16 protein-coding genes and 2 pseudogenes are annotated in these 20,547 nt (G+C 61.7%); 12 read left to right on the forward strand and 6 right to left on the reverse strand.

Annotated features, from left to right (window positions below; genetic code table 11):
- Positions 1–18: 18 nt before the first annotated feature.
- Both gyrA and CIT31_RS22535 read right to left on the reverse strand, forming a co-directional pair.
- The gene (gene gyrA, locus CIT31_RS22530; protein WP_095520430.1) at positions 19–2,829 is read right to left on the reverse strand and encodes a DNA gyrase subunit A; all 2,811 of its coding nucleotides are present in this window, start codon (positions 2,827–2,829) and stop codon (positions 19–21) included.
- 191 nt (positions 2,830–3,020) lie between these two features.
- Positions 3,021–3,875, reverse strand: coding sequence for a helix-turn-helix transcriptional regulator (locus CIT31_RS22535; RefSeq protein WP_095520431.1), 855 nt, complete (start codon positions 3,873–3,875; stop codon positions 3,021–3,023).
- An 86-nt stretch (positions 3,876–3,961) separates the two neighbouring features.
- On the opposite strand from CIT31_RS22535, the gene CIT31_RS22540 reads away from it, so the two are divergent.
- Positions 3,962–4,495 carry a hypothetical protein gene (locus CIT31_RS22540; protein WP_095520432.1) on the forward strand — a complete coding sequence of 178 codons (534 nt, stop codon included), beginning with the start codon at positions 3,962–3,964 and terminating at the stop codon, positions 4,493–4,495.
- A gap of 564 nt (positions 4,496–5,059) precedes the next feature.
- Positions 5,060–5,692: a MarC family protein gene (locus CIT31_RS22545; protein WP_095520433.1), complete on the forward strand. Its 633-nt coding sequence runs from the start codon at positions 5,060–5,062 to the stop codon at positions 5,690–5,692.
- A 178-nt stretch (positions 5,693–5,870) separates the two neighbouring features.
- Here CIT31_RS22545 and CIT31_RS22550 read toward each other — a convergent pair whose 3' ends face one another.
- Positions 5,871–6,761 (reverse strand): ankyrin repeat domain-containing protein, encoded by an 891-nt coding sequence (locus CIT31_RS22550; RefSeq protein WP_095520434.1) that lies wholly within the window; start codon positions 6,759–6,761, stop codon positions 5,871–5,873.
- 265 nt (positions 6,762–7,026) lie between these two features.
- Here CIT31_RS22550 and CIT31_RS22555 point away from each other — a divergent pair.
- A pseudogene (locus CIT31_RS22555) lies at positions 7,027–7,155 on the forward strand (transposase); the annotation flags it as partial.
- Positions 7,156–7,194: 39 nt separating this feature from the next.
- Here CIT31_RS22555 and CIT31_RS22560 read toward each other — a convergent pair.
- Entirely contained in the window at positions 7,195–7,620 is a 426-nt protein-coding gene (locus CIT31_RS22560) for an OsmC family protein (RefSeq protein ID WP_095520435.1), read from the reverse strand.
- A gap of 688 nt (positions 7,621–8,308) precedes the next feature.
- On the opposite strand from CIT31_RS22560, the gene CIT31_RS22565 reads away from it, so the two are divergent.
- Genes CIT31_RS22565 through CIT31_RS22575 form a run of 3 tightly spaced genes read left to right on the forward strand, consistent with a single transcriptional unit; the run spans position 8,309 to position 10,954 of the window.
- The gene (locus CIT31_RS22565; RefSeq protein ID WP_133116199.1) at positions 8,309–9,016 is read left to right on the forward strand and encodes a hypothetical protein; all 708 of its coding nucleotides are present in this window, start codon (positions 8,309–8,311) and stop codon (positions 9,014–9,016) included.
- Positions 8,952–10,196, forward strand: a complete 1,245-nt coding sequence (locus CIT31_RS22570) for a YcaO-like family protein (protein WP_095520437.1) — start codon at positions 8,952–8,954, stop codon at positions 10,194–10,196. The genes CIT31_RS22565 and CIT31_RS22570 overlap by 65 nt, the downstream gene beginning before the upstream one ends.
- Positions 10,193–10,954 carry a TfuA-like protein gene (locus CIT31_RS22575; protein WP_095520438.1) on the forward strand — a complete coding sequence of 254 codons (762 nt, stop codon included), beginning with the start codon at positions 10,193–10,195 and terminating at the stop codon, positions 10,952–10,954. The genes CIT31_RS22570 and CIT31_RS22575 overlap by 4 nt, the downstream gene beginning before the upstream one ends.
- Before the next feature lie 7 nt (positions 10,955–10,961).
- Here CIT31_RS22575 and CIT31_RS22580 read toward each other — a convergent pair whose 3' ends face one another.
- Positions 10,962–12,836, reverse strand: a complete 1,875-nt coding sequence (locus tag CIT31_RS22580) for an adenylate/guanylate cyclase domain-containing protein (RefSeq protein ID WP_095520439.1) — start codon at positions 12,834–12,836, stop codon at positions 10,962–10,964.
- Positions 12,837–13,178: 342 nt separating this feature from the next.
- Positions 13,179–13,697, reverse strand: coding sequence for a single-stranded DNA-binding protein (locus CIT31_RS22585; RefSeq protein WP_095520440.1), 519 nt, complete (start codon positions 13,695–13,697; stop codon positions 13,179–13,181).
- Positions 13,698–13,934: 237 nt separating this feature from the next.
- Between CIT31_RS22585 and CIT31_RS22590 the strand changes: the two genes are divergently transcribed.
- The 6 genes and pseudogenes from CIT31_RS22590 to CIT31_RS22615 all read left to right on the forward strand — a co-directional run bounded on the left by CIT31_RS22590 (position 13,935) and on the right by CIT31_RS22615 (position 20,534).
- Positions 13,935–14,249 carry an ArsR/SmtB family transcription factor gene (locus tag CIT31_RS22590; RefSeq protein WP_095520441.1) on the forward strand — a complete coding sequence of 105 codons (315 nt, stop codon included), beginning with the start codon at positions 13,935–13,937 and terminating at the stop codon, positions 14,247–14,249.
- Complete coding sequence (locus CIT31_RS22595) at positions 14,246–14,734, forward strand: SRPBCC family protein (RefSeq protein WP_095520442.1); 489 nt, start codon at positions 14,246–14,248, stop codon at positions 14,732–14,734. Before CIT31_RS22590 ends, CIT31_RS22595 begins: the two co-directional genes overlap by 4 nt.
- 21 nt (positions 14,735–14,755) lie before the next feature.
- The gene (locus tag CIT31_RS22600; RefSeq protein ID WP_095520443.1) at positions 14,756–15,361 is read left to right on the forward strand and encodes an ATP-dependent Clp protease proteolytic subunit; all 606 of its coding nucleotides are present in this window, start codon (positions 14,756–14,758) and stop codon (positions 15,359–15,361) included.
- A 911-nt stretch (positions 15,362–16,272) separates the two neighbouring features.
- Entirely contained in the window at positions 16,273–19,194 is a 2,922-nt protein-coding gene (uvrA, locus tag CIT31_RS22605; RefSeq protein WP_095520444.1) for an excinuclease ABC subunit UvrA, read from the forward strand.
- Positions 19,195–19,228: 34 nt separating this feature from the next.
- Positions 19,229–19,700 (forward strand): annotated as a pseudogene (locus CIT31_RS22610) (GNAT family N-acetyltransferase).
- A 27-nt stretch (positions 19,701–19,727) separates the two neighbouring features.
- Positions 19,728–20,534: a DUF72 domain-containing protein gene (locus CIT31_RS22615; RefSeq protein ID WP_095520445.1), complete on the forward strand. Its 807-nt coding sequence runs from the start codon at positions 19,728–19,730 to the stop codon at positions 20,532–20,534.
- Positions 20,535–20,547: the final 13 nt, after the last annotated feature.

The raw sequence follows: 20,547 nt of genomic DNA on the forward strand, positions 1-20,547 counted from the left end.
GGCATTGCCCGTCAAGACCTACTCGGCGTTGTTGTCCGGGCCAACGTCTTCAGTACCGGTATCCAGAGTTGCGTCGCCCTCGACACTCTCTTCGGCTTCCTCGTCCGATTGCGGTTCCGATATCCGCTCCACCGAAACGACCTTCTCGCCGTCGGCCGTGTTGAAGATGGTCACGCCCTTGGTGGCGCGGCTGGCGAAACGAATGCCGTTGACCGGCACGCGGATGACGGTGCCGCCATCCGAGACAAGCATGATCTGGTCGTCATTGCCGACCGGGAAAGTCGCCACCAGACGGCCGATCTCAGCCACTTTCGACACATCGGTGGCGCGGATGCCCTTGCCTCCGCGCCCTGTGAGGCGGAAATCATAGGAAGACGAACGCTTGCCGTAGCCATATTCCGTCACTGTCAGCACGAATTGCTCGTGTGCCTTGAGGAATTCGTAGCGCTCGTCGGAAAGCTCCGTCTCCTCGCCGACCTCCTCATTGGTGAGCTGGATGTCTTCGTCCTCGCCCGCCGCAATGCCGGCGGCAAGCCGCCTTTCCGCCGCCACTCGCCTGAGATAAGCGGCGCGCTCGGCCGGCGGCGCCTCGACATGTTCGATCACCGCCATCGAGATCACCCGGTCGGTGGCAGCCATGGCGATGCCGCGCACGCCGACCGAGTTGCGGCTCTGGAAGACGCGCACGTCGCTGACCGAGAAGCGGATGCACTGGCCGGAGCTTGCGGTCAGAAGCACGTCGTCATTGTCGGTGCAGGTCTCGACGCCGAGGATTTCGTCGCCTTCCTCTTCCAGCTTCATGGCGATCTTGCCGTTGCGGTTGACCTGGACGAAGTCCGACAGCTTGTTGCGGCGCACCGTGCCGCGGGTGGTGGCGAACATCACGTCGAGCTCGCCCCAGCTGTTCTCGTCCTCAGGCAGCGGCATGATGGTGGTGATGCGTTCGCCCTGCTCCAGCGGCAGCATGTTGATCAGCGCCTTGCCGCGCGACTGCGGATTGCCGATCGGCAGGCGCCAGACCTTTTCCTTGTAGACGATGCCACGCGAGGAGAAGAACAGCACCGGCGTGTGCGTGTTGGCAACGAACAGCCTAGTGACGAAATCCTCTTCCTTGGTCGACATTCCGGAGCGGCCCTTGCCACCGCGCCGCTGCGCCCGGTAGAGCGATAACGGCACGCGCTTGATGTAGCCGGAATGGCTGACCGTCACGACCATGTCCTCGCGCTGGATCAGATCCTCGTCTTCCATATCAGCCCCGCCCTCGGAGAGCTCGGTGCGGCGCGGCGTGCCGAACTCGTCGCGGACGGCGGCAAGCTCGTTCTTGACGATCTGCTGAATGCGGGCGCGGGACGACAGGATGTCCAGGTAGTCCTTGATCTCGTCGCCGATCGTGTTCAACTCGTCGGCGATTTCGTCGCGGCCGAGCGCGGTCAGGCGCTGCAGGCGCAGTTCGAGGATGGCGCGCGCCTGTTCCTCGGACAGATTGTAGGTGCCGTCCTCGTTAATGCGGTGGCGCGGATCGTCGATCAGCAGGATCAGCGATTCGACGTCGCCTGAGGGCCAGCGCCGCTCCATCAACTGCTCGCGCGCCGTCTGCGGGTCCGGCGCGGTGCGGATCAGCTTTATGACCTCGTCGATGTTGGCGACGGCAATGGCAAGGCCGACCAGCACATGGGCGCGGTCGCGCGCCTTGCGCAGCAGGAATTTCGTGCGCCGGCTGATCACGTCCTCGCGGAAGGCGACAAACGCCTTCAGCATGTCGGTCAGCGTCAGCAATTCCGGCTTGCCGCCGTTCAGCGCCACCATATTGGCGCCGAACGACGTCTGCAGCGGCGTGAAACGGTAGAGCTGGTTGAGGATGACGTCGGCGACCGCGTCGCGCTTCAGTTCGATAACGACGCGGTAACCCTGGCGGTCGCTCTCGTCGCGGATGTCGGAAATGCCCTCTATGCGCTTGTCGCGCACCAGCTCCGCCATCTTCTCGATCATCGACGACTTGTTCACCTGGTAGGGAACTTCGGTGATGACGATCGATTCACGGTCGTTGCCGCGCGCCTCGACGTTGACGCGCCCGCGCATGACGATGGAACCGCGGCCGGTCGAATAGGCGCTGTAGATGCCGGAGCGGCCGAGCACGATGCCGCCGGTCGGGAAATCCGGCCCCGGAATGATCTCCATCAACGCCGGCAGATCGATCGCCGGATTGTCGATGAGGGCGATGGCGCCGTTGCAGACCTCGCCCAGATTGTGCGGCGGGATGTTGGTGGCCATGCCGACGGCGATGCCGCCGGAGCCGTTGACCAACAGATTTGGAAAGCGCGCCGGCAGGACTTTCGGCTCGCTGCCGGACGCATCATAAGTGTCCTGGAAATCGACGGTGTCCTTGTCGATGTCTTCCAGCAACTCATGCGCGACCTTCGTCAGGCGCGATTCGGTGTAACGCATCGCCGCCGGCGGATCACCGTCGATCGATCCGAAATTGCCCTGCCCGTCGATCAGCGGCACGCGCAGCGACCAATCCTGCGCCATGCGCACCAAGGCGTCGTAGATCGAGGCGTCGCCATGCGGATGGTATTTACCCATCACGTCGGCGACCGGGCGCGCCGACTTCACGTATTTGCGGTTCCAGTGGTAGCCGCTCTCATGGGCGGCATAGAGGATGCGGCGATGCACCGGCTTCAGCCCGTCGCGCACATCGGGCAGCGCACGGCTGACGATCACGCTCATGGCGTAATCGAGGTAGGAGCGCTGCATCTCCTCGAGGATGGATATCGGCTCGATGCCGGTCGGGCCGCCGTCGGCGCCGCGCGGTGTCTTCTGGTCGGTCAAATCAGGTCACAATCTAATCGGGAATCACTCGGTGCTTATATAGGAAGCCGGGTCGAAACTCCAATATCCGCGGTAGTTTTCCAGTGTCGATTTTTGTGGTGATTTCAAAAGGATATCACTGATTGCGACGATATGGCCGAGGCGCTTTTTCGTTGCTCTCGCGGCAAAGCTCATTGTCAGGTCAATTTGCTTCACAACGCCGGAACGGCGGATGCGTTCGGCAATTTATCGCCTCGCCGCCGGACCCGATAGGCGCCGGGCGCCTCCCCCATCACGCGCCGGAATCGGCGGTTGAAGGTCGACAAATCGTTGAACCCCGCCTCGTAGGCGATCGTCGAGATCGCCTCGTCCGACATGCGCAGCCGCACCGCCGCCCTGTGCAGCCGGGTGTTCAGCAGGAACTGGTAGGGCGTCATGCCCGCGACGCGTCGGAACGTGCGCAGGAAATGATACGGGCTGGTCGCCGTCTCGCTTGCAAGCGCAGCAAGCGAGACCGGCCGGTCGGCATCCAGCTCAATGCGCCGCACCGCCGCCGCGACACGTTTCTCGTCGCGGCGGCTCGGCACCCGGGCAGCAGGCGTGACGCCGGAGGCGACGGCTGCGCCGGCAATCCGCAGACCGATTTCCTCAAACGCGTCGACGTCGGCCATCTCGCGTGCGGATTCCGCCTCGGCCAGCAGCGGTGCCAGCGCCGGCAAGGGCGGCAGAAGCGGCGTCTCGAAGGCCAGCTTCTTCACGCCCGGCATGTCGGCAACGATCTGTTCCATATAGGCCGGCTCGAACTGGAAGGAGAGGCAGCGGTCGCCGGCGCCATGCTCGTGCCCACACTCATAGCACGTGCCAAGGTTGCCGAGCAGGAGCGCGCCCGGCGTCAGCATCGCATTGCCCTGGCGTGCGCGGTAGCGGAATGTGCCATTGGTCACCACGGCGACGCAGAAATTACGGTGCTCTTCCTCGAACGGGCGATCGGAGGCGCCGGCGGTGCAGACCACGTCCAACACCTGCCAGCCTCGTCCGGACGCCAGTGTATGCGCGCTCGTTGTCATGGCTTGAAAGATAGCAATTTTTCCCAAGCACAGAACCCTGCCGCCGCCTATTCCCTCCAGTCTCCTGACAAGATGAGGTCGAAATCATGTTCAATTCATCTTCCTTTGTCGAAGCCCTGCACAGCGACGAGCCTGCCGGGGACCTGGCCGAAAAACTGAACCTTTACGGCCGCTTCGTCGGCGCCTGGACATTCGATGCCAAGCGCCATCTCGAAGACGGCCAGGTGCTGAACGGACGCGGCGAGGTGCATTTCGGCTGGGTTCTCGAGGGCCGCGCGATCCAGGACGTATGGATCTTGCCCGCGCGGAACACTGCCGCACAGAGCTCGCTCGGCAAATGGACCTTTTATGGCACGACACTGCGCGTCTATGACCCCGGTGTCGACGCCTGGCATATCTTCTGGAGCGATCCGCGCACCCAGTATTACAGCCGCCAGCTCGGCCGCGCCGAGGGCGGCACCATCGTCCAGCAGGGCGCCGACGGCACCGGCGCATCGGTGCGCTGGAGTTTTTCCCGCATTACCGAAAATTCGTTCCGCTGGCTGGGCGAACGCTCGCAGGACGCCGCGACCTGGCGGCTCGAAGTCGAGTTCCTGGCGCGGCGCGCGGGTGGAAGCTAATCCCCAGCAAGGGACCCGCAAGGGGGACCCTTGTGGGGGAGATGCCCGGCAGGGCAGAGGGCCTAGGGGAGTTTGGATCGCGGCTTCATTCCAGCTTGGGTTCCTCGCCCCCACGAAGTGGGGGAGAGGTGGCTCGGCGAAGCCGAGACGGAGAGGGGGACTGCGCCCTACGAAAGCCCCCTCTCCGGCCGCGGAGCCTGTCCTCGGGCTTGCCAAAGGCAAGACCCGCGGGCGGCCACCTCTCCCCCGCCTTTGGCGGGGCGAGGAACCCAAGTCTTGAGAGGTCGAGCGACAGCGCCCCCCTTCTCCTCAACCCCGCAAGGGGGGATCGGATCTCCAACATTGAACAGGATGGCGCGGCTGGCTGAGCTGCCAATCTCCCCCCTTGCGGGGGGAGATGCCAAGTGGTGGCAAAGAGGGCAGGACAGAGGGGGCGCTGTCCCTCCGGCATCAAAAGGTTGAATTTCCCGGCACGCGGGCAGTTTTCTCCACCGGTTTTCACCGCCCCTACTTTGCTCTACCAATGCTGGGGTCTCGGGCACCGCCCGGCGGGGAGGGTCAGAGATGCCGAGCTTCGACAGCCTGTTCAACGCCTTCGTCACCATTCTGGTGACCATCGACCCGCCCGGCCTGGCGCCGCTCTTCCTCGCCGTGACGCGCGGCATGAACCGCGAGGAGCGCAACCAGGTTTCCGTGCGCGCCTCTATCATTGGTTTCCTGGTGATGGCGCTGTTTGCAATCGCCGGCGCATCGATCCTGTCGGTGTTCGGTATCACGCTGCCGGCGTTCCGCGTCGCCGGCGGGTTCCTGCTGTTCTTCATCGCCTTCGAAATGGTGTTCGAGCGCCGGCAGGACCGCAAGGAGAAGATCGGCGACGTCGCCATCACCAAGGACATGATCCACAACATCGCCGCCTTTCCGCTGGCGATCCCGCTGATCGCCGGTCCGGGCGCAATTTCAGCGACCGTCCTGCTGTCCGGCTCGTTTCCAGGTTTTGGCGCGCAGGCAGCCCTTGTCGGCATCATCGCGATCTGCCTTGTCATCACCTACCTGGTTTTCGTGCTGGCCGAGCGCATCGACCGGGTCCTCGGCCAGACCGGCCGCTCGATCCTGACCCGGCTGCTCGGCGTCATCCTGGCGGCGCTCGCCGTGCAGTTCGTCGCCGACGGCGTCAAGGCGTTGATGGCGGCTCCCTGAACCGACGAACAACAACGCGTTTAGTGTAGGGTGTGTACTCATACATACACGACGACCAGTCGATGAACGATGACCGGCTAGCCCGTTTCATTGGCTGCCCTTTGCTCAATCGCCCCTTAGGATCACCAAAGGTGGCTATTGAGCTACTAGCCGACGGCCGGCCCGAGAGATCATCGATCTAGGGCAGCGGGATCGGCTTGTCCCTGAGTGTGCGCAAGTACGCGATCAGGTCGGCCCGTTCGGTCTCGTCCGGGACACCAGGCGTCTCCATCTTAACGCCCGGCGTGGTGAGCATGGGCCCGAAGAGATATCTGTTCAGGTCCTCGTACGTCCATACACCCTCCCAACTCAGCAAGGCGTCGGAGTAACGCATATCTGCCATAGATGCCTTGTCGCGGCCGACGACGCTCCACAAGTTCGGTCCTATTTTGTTCCGACCCTTTGGCTCGGCGTTGTGGCAAGGGCCACACACGCGGGTGAAGTAGGTTCGGCCTTTCTCGACATCGGCAGAAGCCAACTTCATCAAGATCGGGGCTGGTGTTGGCAAGACGACGCCGTGCGACATGAGATAGTCGGCAACTTCGCGTTGCCCCCCGCGTTTTGCCAGATGGAGTGGTGTCTTGCCGTCCATTGACTTCGCATTCACGTCTGCGCCGGCCTCGACCAGAGCCTTCACGCAGTCGAAACAACCGAGAGTGACGGCGACATGGAGGGCGGATTCGCCGCCACGGTCGGAGTTTGGATCTGCGTCCCGCTCCAGCAACAGATTTAACAGATCGATCTTGCCTATCCCCACAGCCGCCATCAGCGGGGGACCCCAAGTTGTCTGGGCGTTGACGTCCGCACCACGTTCTATGAGCAGTTTTGCCGCTTCGATGTGGCCCATCCAGACCGCAAAATAGAGCGGCGTTGCGTTTCCATCACTCTCATCTATGCCGGCGCCTGCATCGAGCGCCGCCGTGATCGCCGCGACATCGCCCTTCATGGCGGCGTCGTGAATGTCGGCGGCATGCGATACAATCGGGATGTGTAAAAGCAGCAGTGGAATGAAGAGCAAGAACACGCGCATCTGGCATCTCCCACGGCAAACCGCAGTAAGCGTCACGCTTTCAAGACGGCAAAAGTATACCGCGAATGCCTGATGTTAACCACGCCCATCGATGGCTCAATGAATGGTGGCAGTGCTTGAAAGAATGAAAGTTTTCCGGAAGACCGGCAGACCATACTCGGCCGACCCACCTTGCCGATCGGATGACCATATCTGGAGGCGGAGCCGATATTTGAATGTGGGCTTGCCGGGCGTTATTCAAGCTCCGAAGAACCCGAACATGTGATACGCCTTCACCGACGCCGAATGGCTATTGATTGCCCCGATCCTTCCTTGCAAGCCGCGAGGCGTCCCGCGCGTGCATGACAGGCGCGTCCTGAATGGCATCTTGAGGTCTGGAGCGCCATGGCGTGATCCACGGGAAGTCTAAATATTTCAGCCCTTATTTAATCGGTTACTTCGCCGCTGTATCCATAACCTCGAAATCATGCGTGACGGTGGCGGTCTTGGCCATCATCGCGGTCGCTGAGCAGTATTTTTCGATCGACAGATCGATCGCCCGCCTGACCTTGTCATGCGAAAGCGCTCGGCCCTTGACGACGAAATGCATATGGATGCGGGTGAACACCCGGGGCTCCTTCTCCGCCCGGTCGGCGTCGAGCTCGACCACACAGTCTTCGACCGCCTCGCGGCCCTTTTCGAGGATGTGGACGACATCATAGGCCGAGCACCCGCCAGTGCCGAGCAGCACCAGCTCCATCGGGCTCGGTCCCGGCGTTTTGCCTTCCGGTCCGAACGCAGTCCCCAGCACCACCTTGTGACCGCTGCCGGACTCGCCGACAAAAGTGCGCTCCTCGACCCATTTGATCCGTGCTTTCACCTGACACGTCCTTTCACCGCACACCACTCAAACGCACCCACGTCCCGAAAATCAGAGACAGATTTACGGGACGCCAATGCGTGGCCTCAAGGAGCTGGGTGTCAGCTCGCACAGAGCCGCTCGCTCCGAGGGATCAGTACGGAAGGGTGGAACGGTCGCCGTCAATTTTCCGAAGTTCCCAGACTGCTGGCACCATACGCACGTTCCATCAAGCACTCGATCCCAGAATGTAAATAATTGCCGCGCAGCGAGCCCCTTTTGCAAGCAAACTTTACATTTTCTGATTCGGTGCCCAACTAGTCGCCTCTTTCGGCATCGTCACAAGGGGATTGGAAAGGCCGAGCGGCGCAGCCACGTGGAATTTCCAATTCAAACGTGGCGATTAAAATCCTGAGAGACGGACGCGCCAACGAAGGTACCGAATTCAGTACCGGCGCACGCGACGCATCCGCGGTCCGCCGCGCATCTGCCCGCCTGCAAAATGTCCCCTCCTCAGATCGCATTCAGGTGTCGGCGTTTAAAGAGCGCGCGAGCGGGAAGCCGAACAAGAAGTCCAAGCCAATGGCGGCCTAAACCTTAGCTATTGCTAATGGAATTTTTTAGTAGCAATATAGCCCGCATTGGTAAGTATCTTAAGCTGCATAATTGCGCAAGTTTCTTGATCGCGTTTCGGTGAGGGGAGACTTTCATGGCTAGAGTGGGCCAAGACGACTATTGTGAACAATACTCATCAGACGATGATGAGGTGATGGCCAACATATCGGTCGGGAACGAAGAGTTTTACGTCCGTTACAGGCACTGGCGGGAGGCGGGAGAACCCGATTCCCCATTGATCATGCTGAACATTTTCGGGGCGGTTGACGAAGCCGAAGCCAAGCTCAAGCTCGGTAAAGACATGAGCGGGAAAGGCGGCATCCTCAAGAAGGACTGCGCAGTATTCAACACGTTTGTCTCCAAACACAGAAGAGCCAGACCCGCATTCGACGAAAATTTCGCGTCAAATCTCGAGTTTTTCAAAACGCCTGGCGGCAATCCCGCGCTAAAGGCGTTTCGGGCAACGCTCGCCAAATATTTCTCGGGGCTCGACCTGTCCGACGATGAAAAGTACATAATCAACGGCGCTTTGTTCGTACGGGTCGACATTGATCCGGTCGTCGGCACCGGAGACAGACGCCTGTTCGCAATCCCTGCGTACGCCCTGCTCGCATATGACCAGAACCTGAAAGACAAGGCTTGGGACCTGATCGACGAACGGATCGGCAAGGCGCTCGATGCGGTGCGAAGCAACGTCATAAACGTAACGGGCGCGGTGCATCTCAGGCTAGGCGACGATGATTACCCCATTTACGAACCGATCGTCATTGGAGACGGAATGGTCATCATGGGCAGGGCCTAAGCAACTTCCGGTCAGGACATTAACCGAACCCTTTCCAAACCGCGGCCTGCGACAAACGTTTGATGCGGCGCTTGCCTTGCGGCGTCCGGCCGGCATCACGCGGATCGCAGACATAAGCGGGCTGGACGAAATCGGCCTCCCTGTAGTGTCGGTGGTTCGCCCAAACTCCCGATCGATGAGCGTGTCATCGGGCAAGGGAACGACCGATCTGGAGGCCCGCGTTTCCGGAGTCATGGAAGCGCTTGAACTCTTCCATGCGGAAGAATTCTCCGACTGGCTGCCGTTCGGCGAGGTCTCGCATCTTGCGGCCGCGCCAGACCTTGGCGGTTTCCCGAAATCTGTCCGACCGGGCGGCAGGTGCCAGACCGATAGCTTGCCGAGGATGACTGTCGGATTCGACCTGTTCTCAGGAGTTCAGGCGGCGGTTCCCTTTGACCTGGTCCACGCCGATTTCTCGACTGAATCCGTCAGGAACAACGACGGCTTTCTCGTCAGCAGCAACGGCCTCGGGGGCGGAAGCTCCAGCGGCGAGGCCATAGCGCATGGACTGTGCGAGGCCGTTGAAGGCGATGCGGTCGCGCTCTACCGGACATCTTCGCCTGACTCTTTCTCCAGGATCGCCTGGGATTCGGTCGAAGACCCGACAGTGTGCCGCCTTCTGGAAGCCTGCCGCATACGCGGGGTCAGCGCCGCAGCTTGGGACATCACGACCGACGTCATGGTGCCGGCCTTCTACTGTCGGCTTGTCGAGCGCAGTAAGGGGCCATCCAGCCTTGCAAGCTCCACTGACGGGGCCGGTTGCCATCCCGATCCGGCCGTCGCGCTGAGGCGCGCTTTCATGGAGGCGATCCAGACAAGGGTGCTGCTCGTCTCGGGGGCGCGCGACGACATTCGACCGCGGTTTTATTCCGCCAGAAGCCCTGCTTCCGAAGACAGGGGAACGGAATCCCGGTTTCCCGCGGAAACCGGTTGCCGCAGGCCGTCGGCCGACGGGATGATCGGGTTCATCCTGGAACGACTGGAAGATGCCGGTTTCTCCCGGGCGGTAACCGTCGACCTGAAGAGCAAATCGCCGGAACTCGCGTTCGCCAGGGTTGTCGTTCCGGGTTTGGAGGGGTTTCCGCACTCTCGAGGATACAGGCCTGGAGCACGAGCGACAAAGGCAAGGCTTCGGTCATGAACACGGTCGTCTTTTCGGGACCAACTCTTCGGCCGGGACTTCGGGGGACTTTTGCCGATCCGGAGATCAAATGGCGGCCGCCCGCAAAGCGTGGCGACATCTATCTGGCAGCAAGCAGTCCGGACGTTTCCGTCATAGGCCTGATCGACGGATTTTTCGGAAACGTTCCCTCCGTGCTCCACAAAGAAATACTCTGGGCCATTGAACGCGGCTGCGCCGTATTCGGCGCGGCGAGCATGGGCGCGCTCCGTGCCGCGGAACTGCATCCGTTCGGAATGGTCGGGATCGGCGCGATTTTCCGAGATTTCGCAAACGGACGCCTGTCCAGGGACGACGAAGTCGCGATCGAACACGGCCCTGCCGAACTCGGCTACCCTCCTGTCTCCGAGGCGCTCGTCAACATTCGCTACACGCTGGCCAACGCCGCAGCGCACGGAAGGATCACCGAGGACGTCCGCGGAGAACTGGCCGAGATTGCGATCCGTACGTTCTACCCACGCCGGAGCCTCGGAGACTGCTTCGACGCCTTCAACGCCCGCCATCCCGATAACCGTGTTTCGGCAGCGGCCCGGGACTGGGTCATGCAAAACCGGGTTGACCAAAAAAAGCTCGATGCCCTGGAACTTGTTGCCGCCGTGAGAGCTCTGAAGCACAGCGACGCCAAGCCTGCCCGTGTGCCTTTCACGTTCCACGAGACCGAGTTCTTCACTGACTTCCGCGCTTCAGTGGACAATCCGATCGTACGTGATTTCGCGTAAAGCCGGATCAGGCGACATCCTGTCCTTCACTGGCATGCGCCATCCTTGCTTCGCAGCCTGCCGAAAGCTTCAAGTATCGCGGGTGGTCCCGGACCGGCTCGAGATCGAGGTCCAGTTTCATCCACTGGAGGAATTCGGTCGGCTTCCTCGGGATGCTGGCTTCAAGAAGGTCCATCGCCCGCTCCGGCTCTCCCATTTGGGCAAACGCACAGGCAAGGTTGTATTGGTCGGTCGCGTCGTCGGGTTCGATGATCAGCGCGCGGTCGATCCACTCGCTGGCGCGTTCCTTTTCGCCGAGCCTGGCAAGGGCGAGCGCCCCGTGCGCGAGGGCGTTGGCGTTATCGGGCCGGGCTGCTACCTCCCTCTCGATGCGCTCAAGCGCACGGTACGTCGCGGTCGCGGACTCCTCGTTGCGGCCGAGCGACTTTAGCGACAGGGCAAGCAGGTTCAGCGAAGTATGATCTGATTCAAGCAACCGGGCCGCCTCCTCGAAATGACCTACGGCTTCCTCGTACCTTCCGAGTTCGAGATAGGTGGTGCCGAAGTTGTGGTGCACGTCGAATGATTCCGGCTCAAGCCGAAGGGATTCGCGGTGCGCGGCGAGGGCCTCCTCGAACTTGCCTTCTTCCGCCATGATGCGTCCCATGGCGGCGTGTGCTTCCGCCAACGTCGGATCGACGGACAAGGCCTTTTGGGCGGCTTCGAATCCGGAATCCGACGTCCGGCCGCTGTGATTGAGGTACGACAGGCAGAGCGCGGACAAGGCCCATGCGCGAGCGTATTCCGGGTCTGACTGGAGAGCCTGCCGGCAGAAACGCAGGGCGATCTCGTAGTTCCTCGCGCCGCGCAGGTTCAAATAGCGGCGGCCCATCAGGTACATCCGATAGGCCTCAGTGTCGTAGGTCGACCTGGCCTCGATCGCGCATTCTTCTTCCGGCAGGAGCCTGACTTTCAGAGCTGAAACGATAGCCAGCGAAAGGTCATCCTGAAGTTCAAAAACATCGCTTAGGTCACGGTCGTATCGCTCCGCCCACACATGTGCGTCGCTGGCTGCGTCGATGAGCTGCGCGCTGATGCGGACGCGTCCGCCGGACTTGCGAACGCTGCCTTCGAGCACATAAGCGACCTGCAACTCCCTGGCGACGTGGCCGACATTGACGGCCCTGCCCTTGAACGTAAATGCCGTGCTGCGGGAGAGCACCTTGAGTGCCGATATCTTGGACAAGTCAGTGATGATGTCGTCGGTAATTCCGTCGCTGAAATACTCTTGTTCAGGGTCGCCACTCACATTGGCGAACGGAAGCACGGCGATTGAAATGCCCGCCTTATGGACTTCCTTCGACCCCCCTAGCCGCGACTGGCCGGACGGAGGGTTAAACACCATGTACGCCCGCACTGGCTGAGCGATGTTCTTCAGCGTCTTCTCGCCCATGTCTTCGAAGCGGAAGCCCACCTTGCCCCGAACCTGGCTGTAGACAGTCTCCGATACGACAACGCTCCCCGGAACCGCGAGATGTTCGAGGCGCGACGCAATGTTGACGCCCTCCCCGTAAAGGTCGTCACCTTGGACGATCACATCGCCCAAACTGATTCCCATGCGGTAGACCAGCTGCCTGTCAGGCGTTATGCCGACGTTGGCTGTGGCCAACGCTGCCTGTAGTTCGACGCCGCATTCTACTGCCCCCACGGCGCTTGGAAACTCCACGAGGACACCGTCCCCAATGAGCTTGACCACTCGTCCTTTGTGCAAGGCAACGACCGGCTCAATGATTTCAGCATGGCGCGCCCTCAAGGCCGCGAGAGTAGCGGCTTCGCTTGCCTGCATGAGGCGGCTGTAACCCGCCACGTCGGCGAATAGGACTGCTGCGAGACGGCGCTCCACGCTCCCCTCCAGAACCGCAGATTACCATAGGGCATCCGCTGGTGGCCATTGGCCTGTTGCGGAGCGGCAGAGCGCCAAATCTAGTATGAAAACCCACTGAAGGGTGACCATATGTCGACTAGGAGTAATCGGCTGATTTCATTGCGAAAATGAGTGCTGGCAGGGGTCCCAGAAGGCGCCGATCATAACCTTTCGAAATTCTCGGAAAGAGCATCTGGATCAGATACTTGAGCGACGCGTAGGGTCACTGTTCCCCGCAGTTTCGGTTCTTCGACAAGCGCGGGAAACAAAGTTCACGATCTCGCAAGAGACCGATCCCCACAACCTCCGAGGCGTTCCTTCCTAAAACGGAATTTCGTCGTCGAGTTCGCGCGACGAACCGCCGCCACCCTTGTTGCTGCCACCGCCGCCGCGATCGAAACTCTCGCCCGGGCCGGACTGGCCGAAATCGGAACCGCGGCTGCTGCCGCCACCGGAATAGCTGCCGACCTGACCGCCCTCGCCCTGCCCGCGTGCGTCGAGCATCTGCAGCTCGCCACGGAATTTCTGCAGTACGATTTCGGTTGTGTAGCGGTCATTGCCGGTCTGGTCCTGCCATTTGCGCGTCTGCAGCTGGCCCTCGACATAAACCTTCGCACCCTTCTTCAGATACTGCTCGGCGACCTTGGCGAGCTGCTCGTTGAAGATCACGACATTGTGCCACTCGGTCTTCTCCTTGCGCTCGCCGGAAGTCTTGTCGCGCCAGCTTTCCGACGTGGCGACGCGGATGTTGACGACCGGCTCACCCGAATTCAAACGGCGGATTTCCGGGTCCGCCCCGAGATTGCCCACCAGAATGACCTTGTTGACGCTACCCGCCATGATACTTCTCCGCGCTCATCCGAAACAAATTTTTCTTGCTCTCACCTTATAGACTGCGGACATTCCCCGCCTGCCGTGGCTGGCTTTTCCCACAAGGTTTTTGTTCTCTTTTCGTTCTAGGCTCATCAATCCGTATTGTCAAGGAATGTCAGCAATCGATGGGTTCCGCCATGCCGTTCCACATGGGCGCGAAAAGACTGCTTGCCAAATCAATAAGTGTAGACTTATGCTTCTGCCATGATCGAAGCCGAGATTTTTCGAGCGCTTGCCGACCCGACGCGCCGCGCCGTCTACGAACGCCTCGCCGCCGGCGAGATGACGGTGTCGGAACTGCGCCGCGGCATGAGCGTGTCGCAACCGGCCGTCTCGCAGCATCTCGCAGTGCTGCGCGGCGCCGGCCTGGTGGCCGAGCGGCGAGCCGGCCGCAACGCCTATTATCGCACCGATCCGCAAGGGCTTGATCCTCTGCTCGGCTGGATCGAGCGTTACCCTGCGTTCTGGCCCGAGCGTATCGAAAGGCTCAAGGCGGTTTTGAAGGACATGGACCAATGACGGCAAAACAGCATTCAGGCATGGCCGCAGATTCGATCGAGTTTGAGTGCGAGCTTCCAGAGCCGCCGGAAAAAGTGTGGCGGGCGCTGACGGTGCCGGACCTTCTCGCAGCCTGGATGATGCCGAACGACATCAAGCCGGAGATCGGCGGCCGCTTTGCCTTTGCTAAGGCTGATGGTCAGATTGAGTGCGAAATCCTCGACGCCGAGCCCGAACGCCTGCTGCGTTATTCCTGGCGGGAGCGGCCGGCGTCCGGCAACGCAGCGCATCCACTGGACAGCCCAATAGTTAGCATTGTCACCTTCACGCTCGACCGCACCATTTCAGGCGGCACGCATCTGCGCATCGTCCACGACGGATTCGCGCGGGTCGCTACGTCTGCGGTTGCGACGGTGGGCGCCGGTTGCCGGCTTTCGCTCAACGCACACAACCCCAGACAGATCATAGCCGCAAACACGCCTCGCCTCTCCCTGCGCGCGGCCTGAGCAGCACAACGGAGAAAAGCGATGAGCGGTTTTGCCAACCTGGTGCCGATGGTGATCGAGCAGTCGAGCCGCGGCGAACGCGCCTTCGACATTTTCTCGCGGCTGCTGCGCGAGCGCATCGTCTTCATCAACGGTCCGATCGACGACAATGTGTCGGCGCTGGTCTGTGCCCAACTCCTGTCGCTGGAATCCGACAATCCAGACAAGGAGATATCGCTCTACATCAACTCGCCGGGCGGTGTGGTGACCAGCGGCTTCGCCATCTACGATACGATGCAGTACGTTTCTTGCCCCGTATCCACCGTCTGCATGGGCTTTGCTGCGTCAATGGCCTCGTTCCTGCTGATGGCCGGCACACCGGGGCGACGCATCGCGCTGCCCAACACCAGCATCCTGCTGCACCAGCCGTCAGGTGGTTTCCAGGGCCAGGCCTCCGACATCCAGCGCCACGCCGAAGGCATCCTCAGGACCAAGCGGCGCATGACCGAGCTTTACGCGCACCACTGTGGTCGCACGTTCGAAGAGGTCGAACGCACGCTCGACCGCGACCATTTCATGACCGCCGCGGAGGCAAAGACCTGGGGCCTTGTCGATCATGTTTTTGATACGCGCAAACAGGCGGCTTGAAAGCCGAACGCCATGAGCGCCTCTGGTCGCGACATTCGAGCTTGGCTCCCCCTTCTCCCCTTGTTGTGGGAGAAGGGGCCGAGCGAAGCTCGGTCGGATGAGGGGTGCTCCAGCTTGGCACCAACAGCACTCCGTCCAACACCCCTCAACCGTATTGGCGCTGCGCGCCAATCCACCTTCTCCCACAAGAAGGCAAGACCGCGTGCTTGCGCCATAGAAATAAATAGCCCCGCCGCTGCTTCCGCAAACGGTCGGGGCTTTCTTGGATCTGAAATCCAATGGCCGGGAGCGAACTGCCGGCTTTTGATCTCGGATGCTTCGCGGCGTTTAGCCGACGATCCGACTAGTAGTCTCTGATTTTCATTGGGATCGGCAGGTCACGGTTTGTCGGGCGGCGCAAACGCCTGGCCCTGGCACTTATGCCTGCCGCGGCTCCAGCGACACGTGGAGCCTCAAGGGACTGTCCGGTGGAGTCATTCCTCTGCTCTCCTCTTCTGTCCATTGCGACTGGGTCGCCGAAGCGCATATCGCAACAGCCTGCAACTCGTGCAGGCACGCCTTAGGGCGGCGAGGCCATCGAAAGATAGTCGGCTTCGGTGACGTCTGGAGTCTGACTCCCCAAGGCTGAGACGTCAACAGTTGGATAGCCGATTTACCAAAAACGTGATCGCTTGTGTGGCGAATCCGAAATTTGCATCCGTTTTGAGCAGCGCGGCGTCGGCCGTGGATTACATGAAGCTTTTGTCAGGAGCTTGTTCGGCCTTTGTTCTTTCCGCTTGCTCGCCCGCGCGAAAGACGGTTAAAGGCTTGGTCGAGAGTTCTCTCGAAACGGTGGCGAAATTACCTACATGGGAGATGGCCGGGACAACCCGCCATCCCACGAGATTCCAGATCTGAGGCGGCGACCGGCGATGGCCGACCATAAATATCTTTCCATTCGCGGGGCGCGCGAACACAATCTGAAGAATGTCGATCTCGACCTGCCGCGTGACAGCCTGATCGTCATGACCGGCCTGTCGGGGTCCGGCAAGTCGTCGCTCGCCTTCGACACCATCTATGCCGAGGGCCAGCGCCGCTATGTCGAGAGCCTGTCGGCCTATGCGCGGCAATTCCTTGAAATGATGCAAAAACCTGACGTCGACCAGATCGACGGCTTGTCGCCGGCCATCTCCATCGAACAGAAGACCACGTCGAAGAACCCACGCTCAACGGTTGGCACCGTCACCGAGATCTACGACTATATGCGGCTGCTGTTCGCGCGCGTCGGCATCCCCTATTCGCCGGCCACCGGCCTGCCGATCGAGAGCCAGACGGTGTCGCAGATGGTTGACCGCGTGCTGGCGGTCGAGGAAGGCACGCGTCTGTTCATCCTGGCGCCGATGGTCCGAGGCCGCAAAGGCGAATACCGCAAGGAACTGCTGGAGCTGCAGAAAAAGGGTTTTCAGCGCGTCAAGGTCGACGGCGTCTTTTACGAAATCGCCGACGTGCCGGCGCTGGACAAGAAGTACAAGCATGATCTTGACGTCGTCGTCGACCGCATCGTCGTGCGCGGCGATCTGGCGACGCGGCTTGCCGATTCCATCGAGACCGCGCTGAAGCTCGCCGACGGACTGGCGGTGGCCGAATTCGCCGACCGGCCGCTCGATGCCAGCCAGACCGGCGAGGACTCGGTCAACAAATCGAAGAACGAGACGCATGAGCGCATCCTGTTCTCGGAAAAGTTCGCCTGCCCGGTGTCCGGCTTCACCATTCCCGAGATCGAGCCGCGGCTGTTCTCCTTCAACAACCCGTTCGGCGCCTGCCCGACCTGCGACGGCCTCGGCAGCCAGCGCGCCATCGACGCCAGCCTGATCGTGCCCGACGACAATCTGTCGCTGCGTGCCGGCGCCGTCAGCCCATGGGCGAAATCGACCTCCCCCTATTACGTGCAGACGCTCGAGGCCCTCGGCAAGGCCTATGGCTTCAAGCTCGGCGACAAGTTCCGCGACCTGACCGCAGAGGCAAAGCAAGCCATCCTGCATGGCACCGGCGAGCGCGAGGTCACTTTCCAGTACGATGACGGCTTACGCTCCTACAAGACGACCAAGACCTTCGAAGGCGTCATCCCCAATCTCGAGCGGCGCTGGAAGGAAACCGAATCCGCCTGGATGCGCGAGGAGATCGAGCGCTTCATGTCGGCCACGCCTTGCCCGGCCTGCCGCGGCTACCGGCTGAAGCCGGAAGCGCTTGCGGTGAAGATCGCCGGCAAGCACATCGGCGAGGTCACCGAGCTGTCGATCCGCAAGGCCGACCAATGGTTCACAGAGCTGCCCGCTTCGCTCACCGACAAGCAGAACGAGATCGCGGTACGCGTGCTCAAGGAGATCCGCGAGCGGCTGCGCTTCCTGAACGACGTCGGGCTCGATTATCTGACGCTGTCGCGCAATTCCGGCACGTTGTCGGGCGGCGAGAGCCAGCGCATACGGCTGGCCTCCCAGATCGGCTCCGGCCTCACCGGCGTGCTCTATGTGCTGGACGAGCCGTCGATCGGCCTGCACCAGCGCGACAATGCGCGCCTGCTCGACACGCTGAAGCATTTGCGCGACATCGGCAACACGGTGATCGTCGTCGAACATGACGAAGACGCCATCCTGCATGCCGATTATGTCGTCGATATCGGCCCGGCCGCCGGCATCCACGGCGGCCACATCATCGCGCAGGGAACGCCGCAGCAGATCATGGCCAGCCCGGCCTCGATCACCGGCAAGTATCTGTCGGGCGAGCTCGAAGTGGCGACGCCGGCCGTGCGGCGCGAAGCCAAGAAGAACCGGCGTCTGAAGATCGTCGGCGCGCGCGGCAACAATCTGAAGAACGTTACCGCCGAAATCCCGCTCGGCACCTTCACCGCCGTCACAGGCGTCTCCGGCGGCGGCAAGTCGACCTTCCTGATCGAAACGCTGTTCAAGGCGGCGTCGCGCCGCATCATGGGCTCGCGCGAGCACCCGGCCGATCATGACCGCATCGAGGGCCTTGAGTTCCTCGACAAGGTCATCGATATCGACCAGTCGCCCATTGGACGGACGCCGCGCTCCAATCCCGCCACCTATACCGGCGCCTTCACGCCGATCCGCGACTGGTTCGCCGGCCTGCCAGAATCCAAGGCGCGCGGCTATCAGCCGGGCCGCTTCTCGTTCAACGTCAAGGGCGGCCGCTGCGAGGCCTGCCAGGGCGACGGCGTCATCAAGATCGAGATGCACTTCCTGCCGGACGTCTATGTCACCTGCGACGTCTGCCATGGCAAGCGCTACAACCGCGAGACGCTCGACGTCCTGTTCAAGGGCAAGTCGATTGCCGACGTGCTCGATATGACGGTCGAGGAGGGCGTCGATTTCTTCGCCGCGGTGCCCGGCGTGCGCGACAAGCTGGAGACGCTGAAGCAGGTCGGCCTCGGCTACATCCATGTCGGCCAGCAGGCGACGACGCTGTCGGGCGGCGAGGCGCAGCGCATCAAGCTCGCCAAGGAGCTGTCGCGCAAGGCGACCGGCAAGACGCTCTACATCCTCGACGAGCCGACCACCGGCCTGCATTTCCACGACGTCGCCAAACTGCTCGAAGTGCTGCACGAGCTGGTCGACCAGGGCAATACGGTGGTCGTCATCGAGCACAATCTCGAGGTCATCAAGACCGCCGACTGGGTGCTCGACCTCGGCCCCGAAGGCGGCGATGGCGGCGGCGAGCTGGTGGCGTCCGGCACGCCGGAGGATATCATCCGCGAGAAGCGCAGCTACACCGGCCAGTTCCTGCGGGAACTGCTGGAGCGGCGGCCCGGAGGCAAGCGCGAAGCGGCGGAGTGAATGAGGACTGGCTGGCGTCTGGAAGAACCTTCAAATGAAGATCAGAAGAGCGCTTACCGGTGATCTTGACGCTGTCGCCCAGCTGACCGACGCCGCCTACGCGCCCTACACAGCCTTGTTCGGCGCGCCGCCGATCCCGGTCACCGAAGACTATGCGCCGCGGATCGGACGCGGCGAAGTCTGGCTGCTGGAAAAGCAGCGGCGAGCCGGCCGGACTGATTGTCATCGAGCGGCACCCGGACCACACAATGATCTTCTCCGTCGCCGTCGGCCCTGCCTTCCAGGGCAAAGGTTTCGGCGTCGCCCTACTCAGATGGGCGGACGAACAGACGCGCCTTTGGCATCTGCCCGAGGTGCGGCTCTACACCAACGCGAAGATGGAGCGGAACATCGCGCTCTACAAAGCCTGTGGCTTTCACGAAACGGGTCGCCGGCCCAATCCGTACCGGCCAGGATGGACGATCGTCGACATGGCTAAAGCCGCCCAGACAACGGCGATCGCCTGATCCTTTGAAGCAAACGGGAGGACGTCAGTGACTCAATCAGGAACAATTCGCGCCGGCATGGGCGGCTGGAGCTTCGAGCCATGGGACACGTCCTTCTATCCGGACAAACTGTCCGAGGCGAAGCAACTGCACTACGCAACCCGGCAGGTGCCGAGCATCGAGGTCAACGGCACCTATTATTCGAGTTTCAAGGAGCCGACCTTCGTCAAATGGGCTAACGAAGCGCCGGATGGCTTCGTCTATTCGCTTAAAGGCAACCGCTTCGTCACCAACCGACGCGTGCTCGGCGAGGCCGGCGAGTCGATGACGCGCTTCCTGGAGTCGGGCGTCGCCGCACTCGGCGACAAGCTCGGGCCGATCCTGTGGCAGTTCGCGCCGACGAAAAAGTTCGACCCGGACGATTTCGAGGCCTTCCTCAAGCTATTGCCTGAAAAGCAGGACGGCGTTGCGCTGCGCCATGCGGTGGAGGTGCGCAACGATAGCTTCGTCGTGCCGGAATTCGCCGCCCTGGCGCGCAAATACAAGGTCGCGATCGTCTATGCCGATCACGCCAAATATCCAGGGATCGCCGACATCACCGGCGATTTCATCTATGCGCGGCTGCAGACCGGCAGCGACGACAATCCCGACTGCTACACGCCGAAGGGGCTCGATGAGTGGGCGGCGCGTGCCAAAACCTGGTCGGAAGGCAAGGCGCCGGTCGACCTGCCGCGCGTCGATCCCTCGACCGACGCACCGGTAAAACCGCGTGATGTGTTCGTCTACTTCATCACCGAGGGCAAGGTCCGCGCACCGTTCGGCGCCATGGCGCTGATGAAACGCGTCACAGGCTGACGATCTCGAATTG

The sequence above is a fragment of the Mesorhizobium wenxiniae genome (assembly GCF_002284535.1).
Classification (GTDB): domain Bacteria; phylum Pseudomonadota; class Alphaproteobacteria; order Rhizobiales; family Rhizobiaceae; genus Mesorhizobium; species Mesorhizobium wenxiniae.

Coding starts and splice junctions, on each gene's coding strand:
- CIT31_RS22565 (WP_133116199.1), top strand. CDS start 8,309: ATGGCTAGAGTGGGCCAAGACGACTATTGTGAACAATACTCATCAGAC.
- CIT31_RS22545 (WP_095520433.1), top strand. CDS start 5,060: ATGCCGAGCTTCGACAGCCTGTTCAACGCCTTCGTCACCATTCTGGTG.
- uvrA (WP_095520444.1), top strand. CDS start 16,273: ATGGCCGACCATAAATATCTTTCCATTCGCGGGGCGCGCGAACACAAT.
- CIT31_RS22595 (WP_095520442.1), top strand. CDS start 14,246: ATGACGGCAAAACAGCATTCAGGCATGGCCGCAGATTCGATCGAGTTT.
- CIT31_RS22540 (WP_095520432.1), top strand. CDS start 3,962: ATGTTCAATTCATCTTCCTTTGTCGAAGCCCTGCACAGCGACGAGCCT.
- CIT31_RS22550 (WP_095520434.1), bottom strand. CDS start 6,761: ATGCGCGTGTTCTTGCTCTTCATTCCACTGCTGCTTTTACACATCCCG.
- CIT31_RS22600 (WP_095520443.1), top strand. CDS start 14,756: ATGAGCGGTTTTGCCAACCTGGTGCCGATGGTGATCGAGCAGTCGAGC.
- CIT31_RS22535 (WP_095520431.1), bottom strand. CDS start 3,875: ATGACAACGAGCGCGCATACACTGGCGTCCGGACGAGGCTGGCAGGTG.
- CIT31_RS22570 (WP_095520437.1), top strand. CDS start 8,952: ATGATTACCCCATTTACGAACCGATCGTCATTGGAGACGGAATGGTCA.
- CIT31_RS22575 (WP_095520438.1), top strand. CDS start 10,193: ATGAACACGGTCGTCTTTTCGGGACCAACTCTTCGGCCGGGACTTCGG.
- CIT31_RS22585 (WP_095520440.1), bottom strand. CDS start 13,697: ATGGCGGGTAGCGTCAACAAGGTCATTCTGGTGGGCAATCTCGGGGCG.
- CIT31_RS22590 (WP_095520441.1), top strand. CDS start 13,935: ATGATCGAAGCCGAGATTTTTCGAGCGCTTGCCGACCCGACGCGCCGC.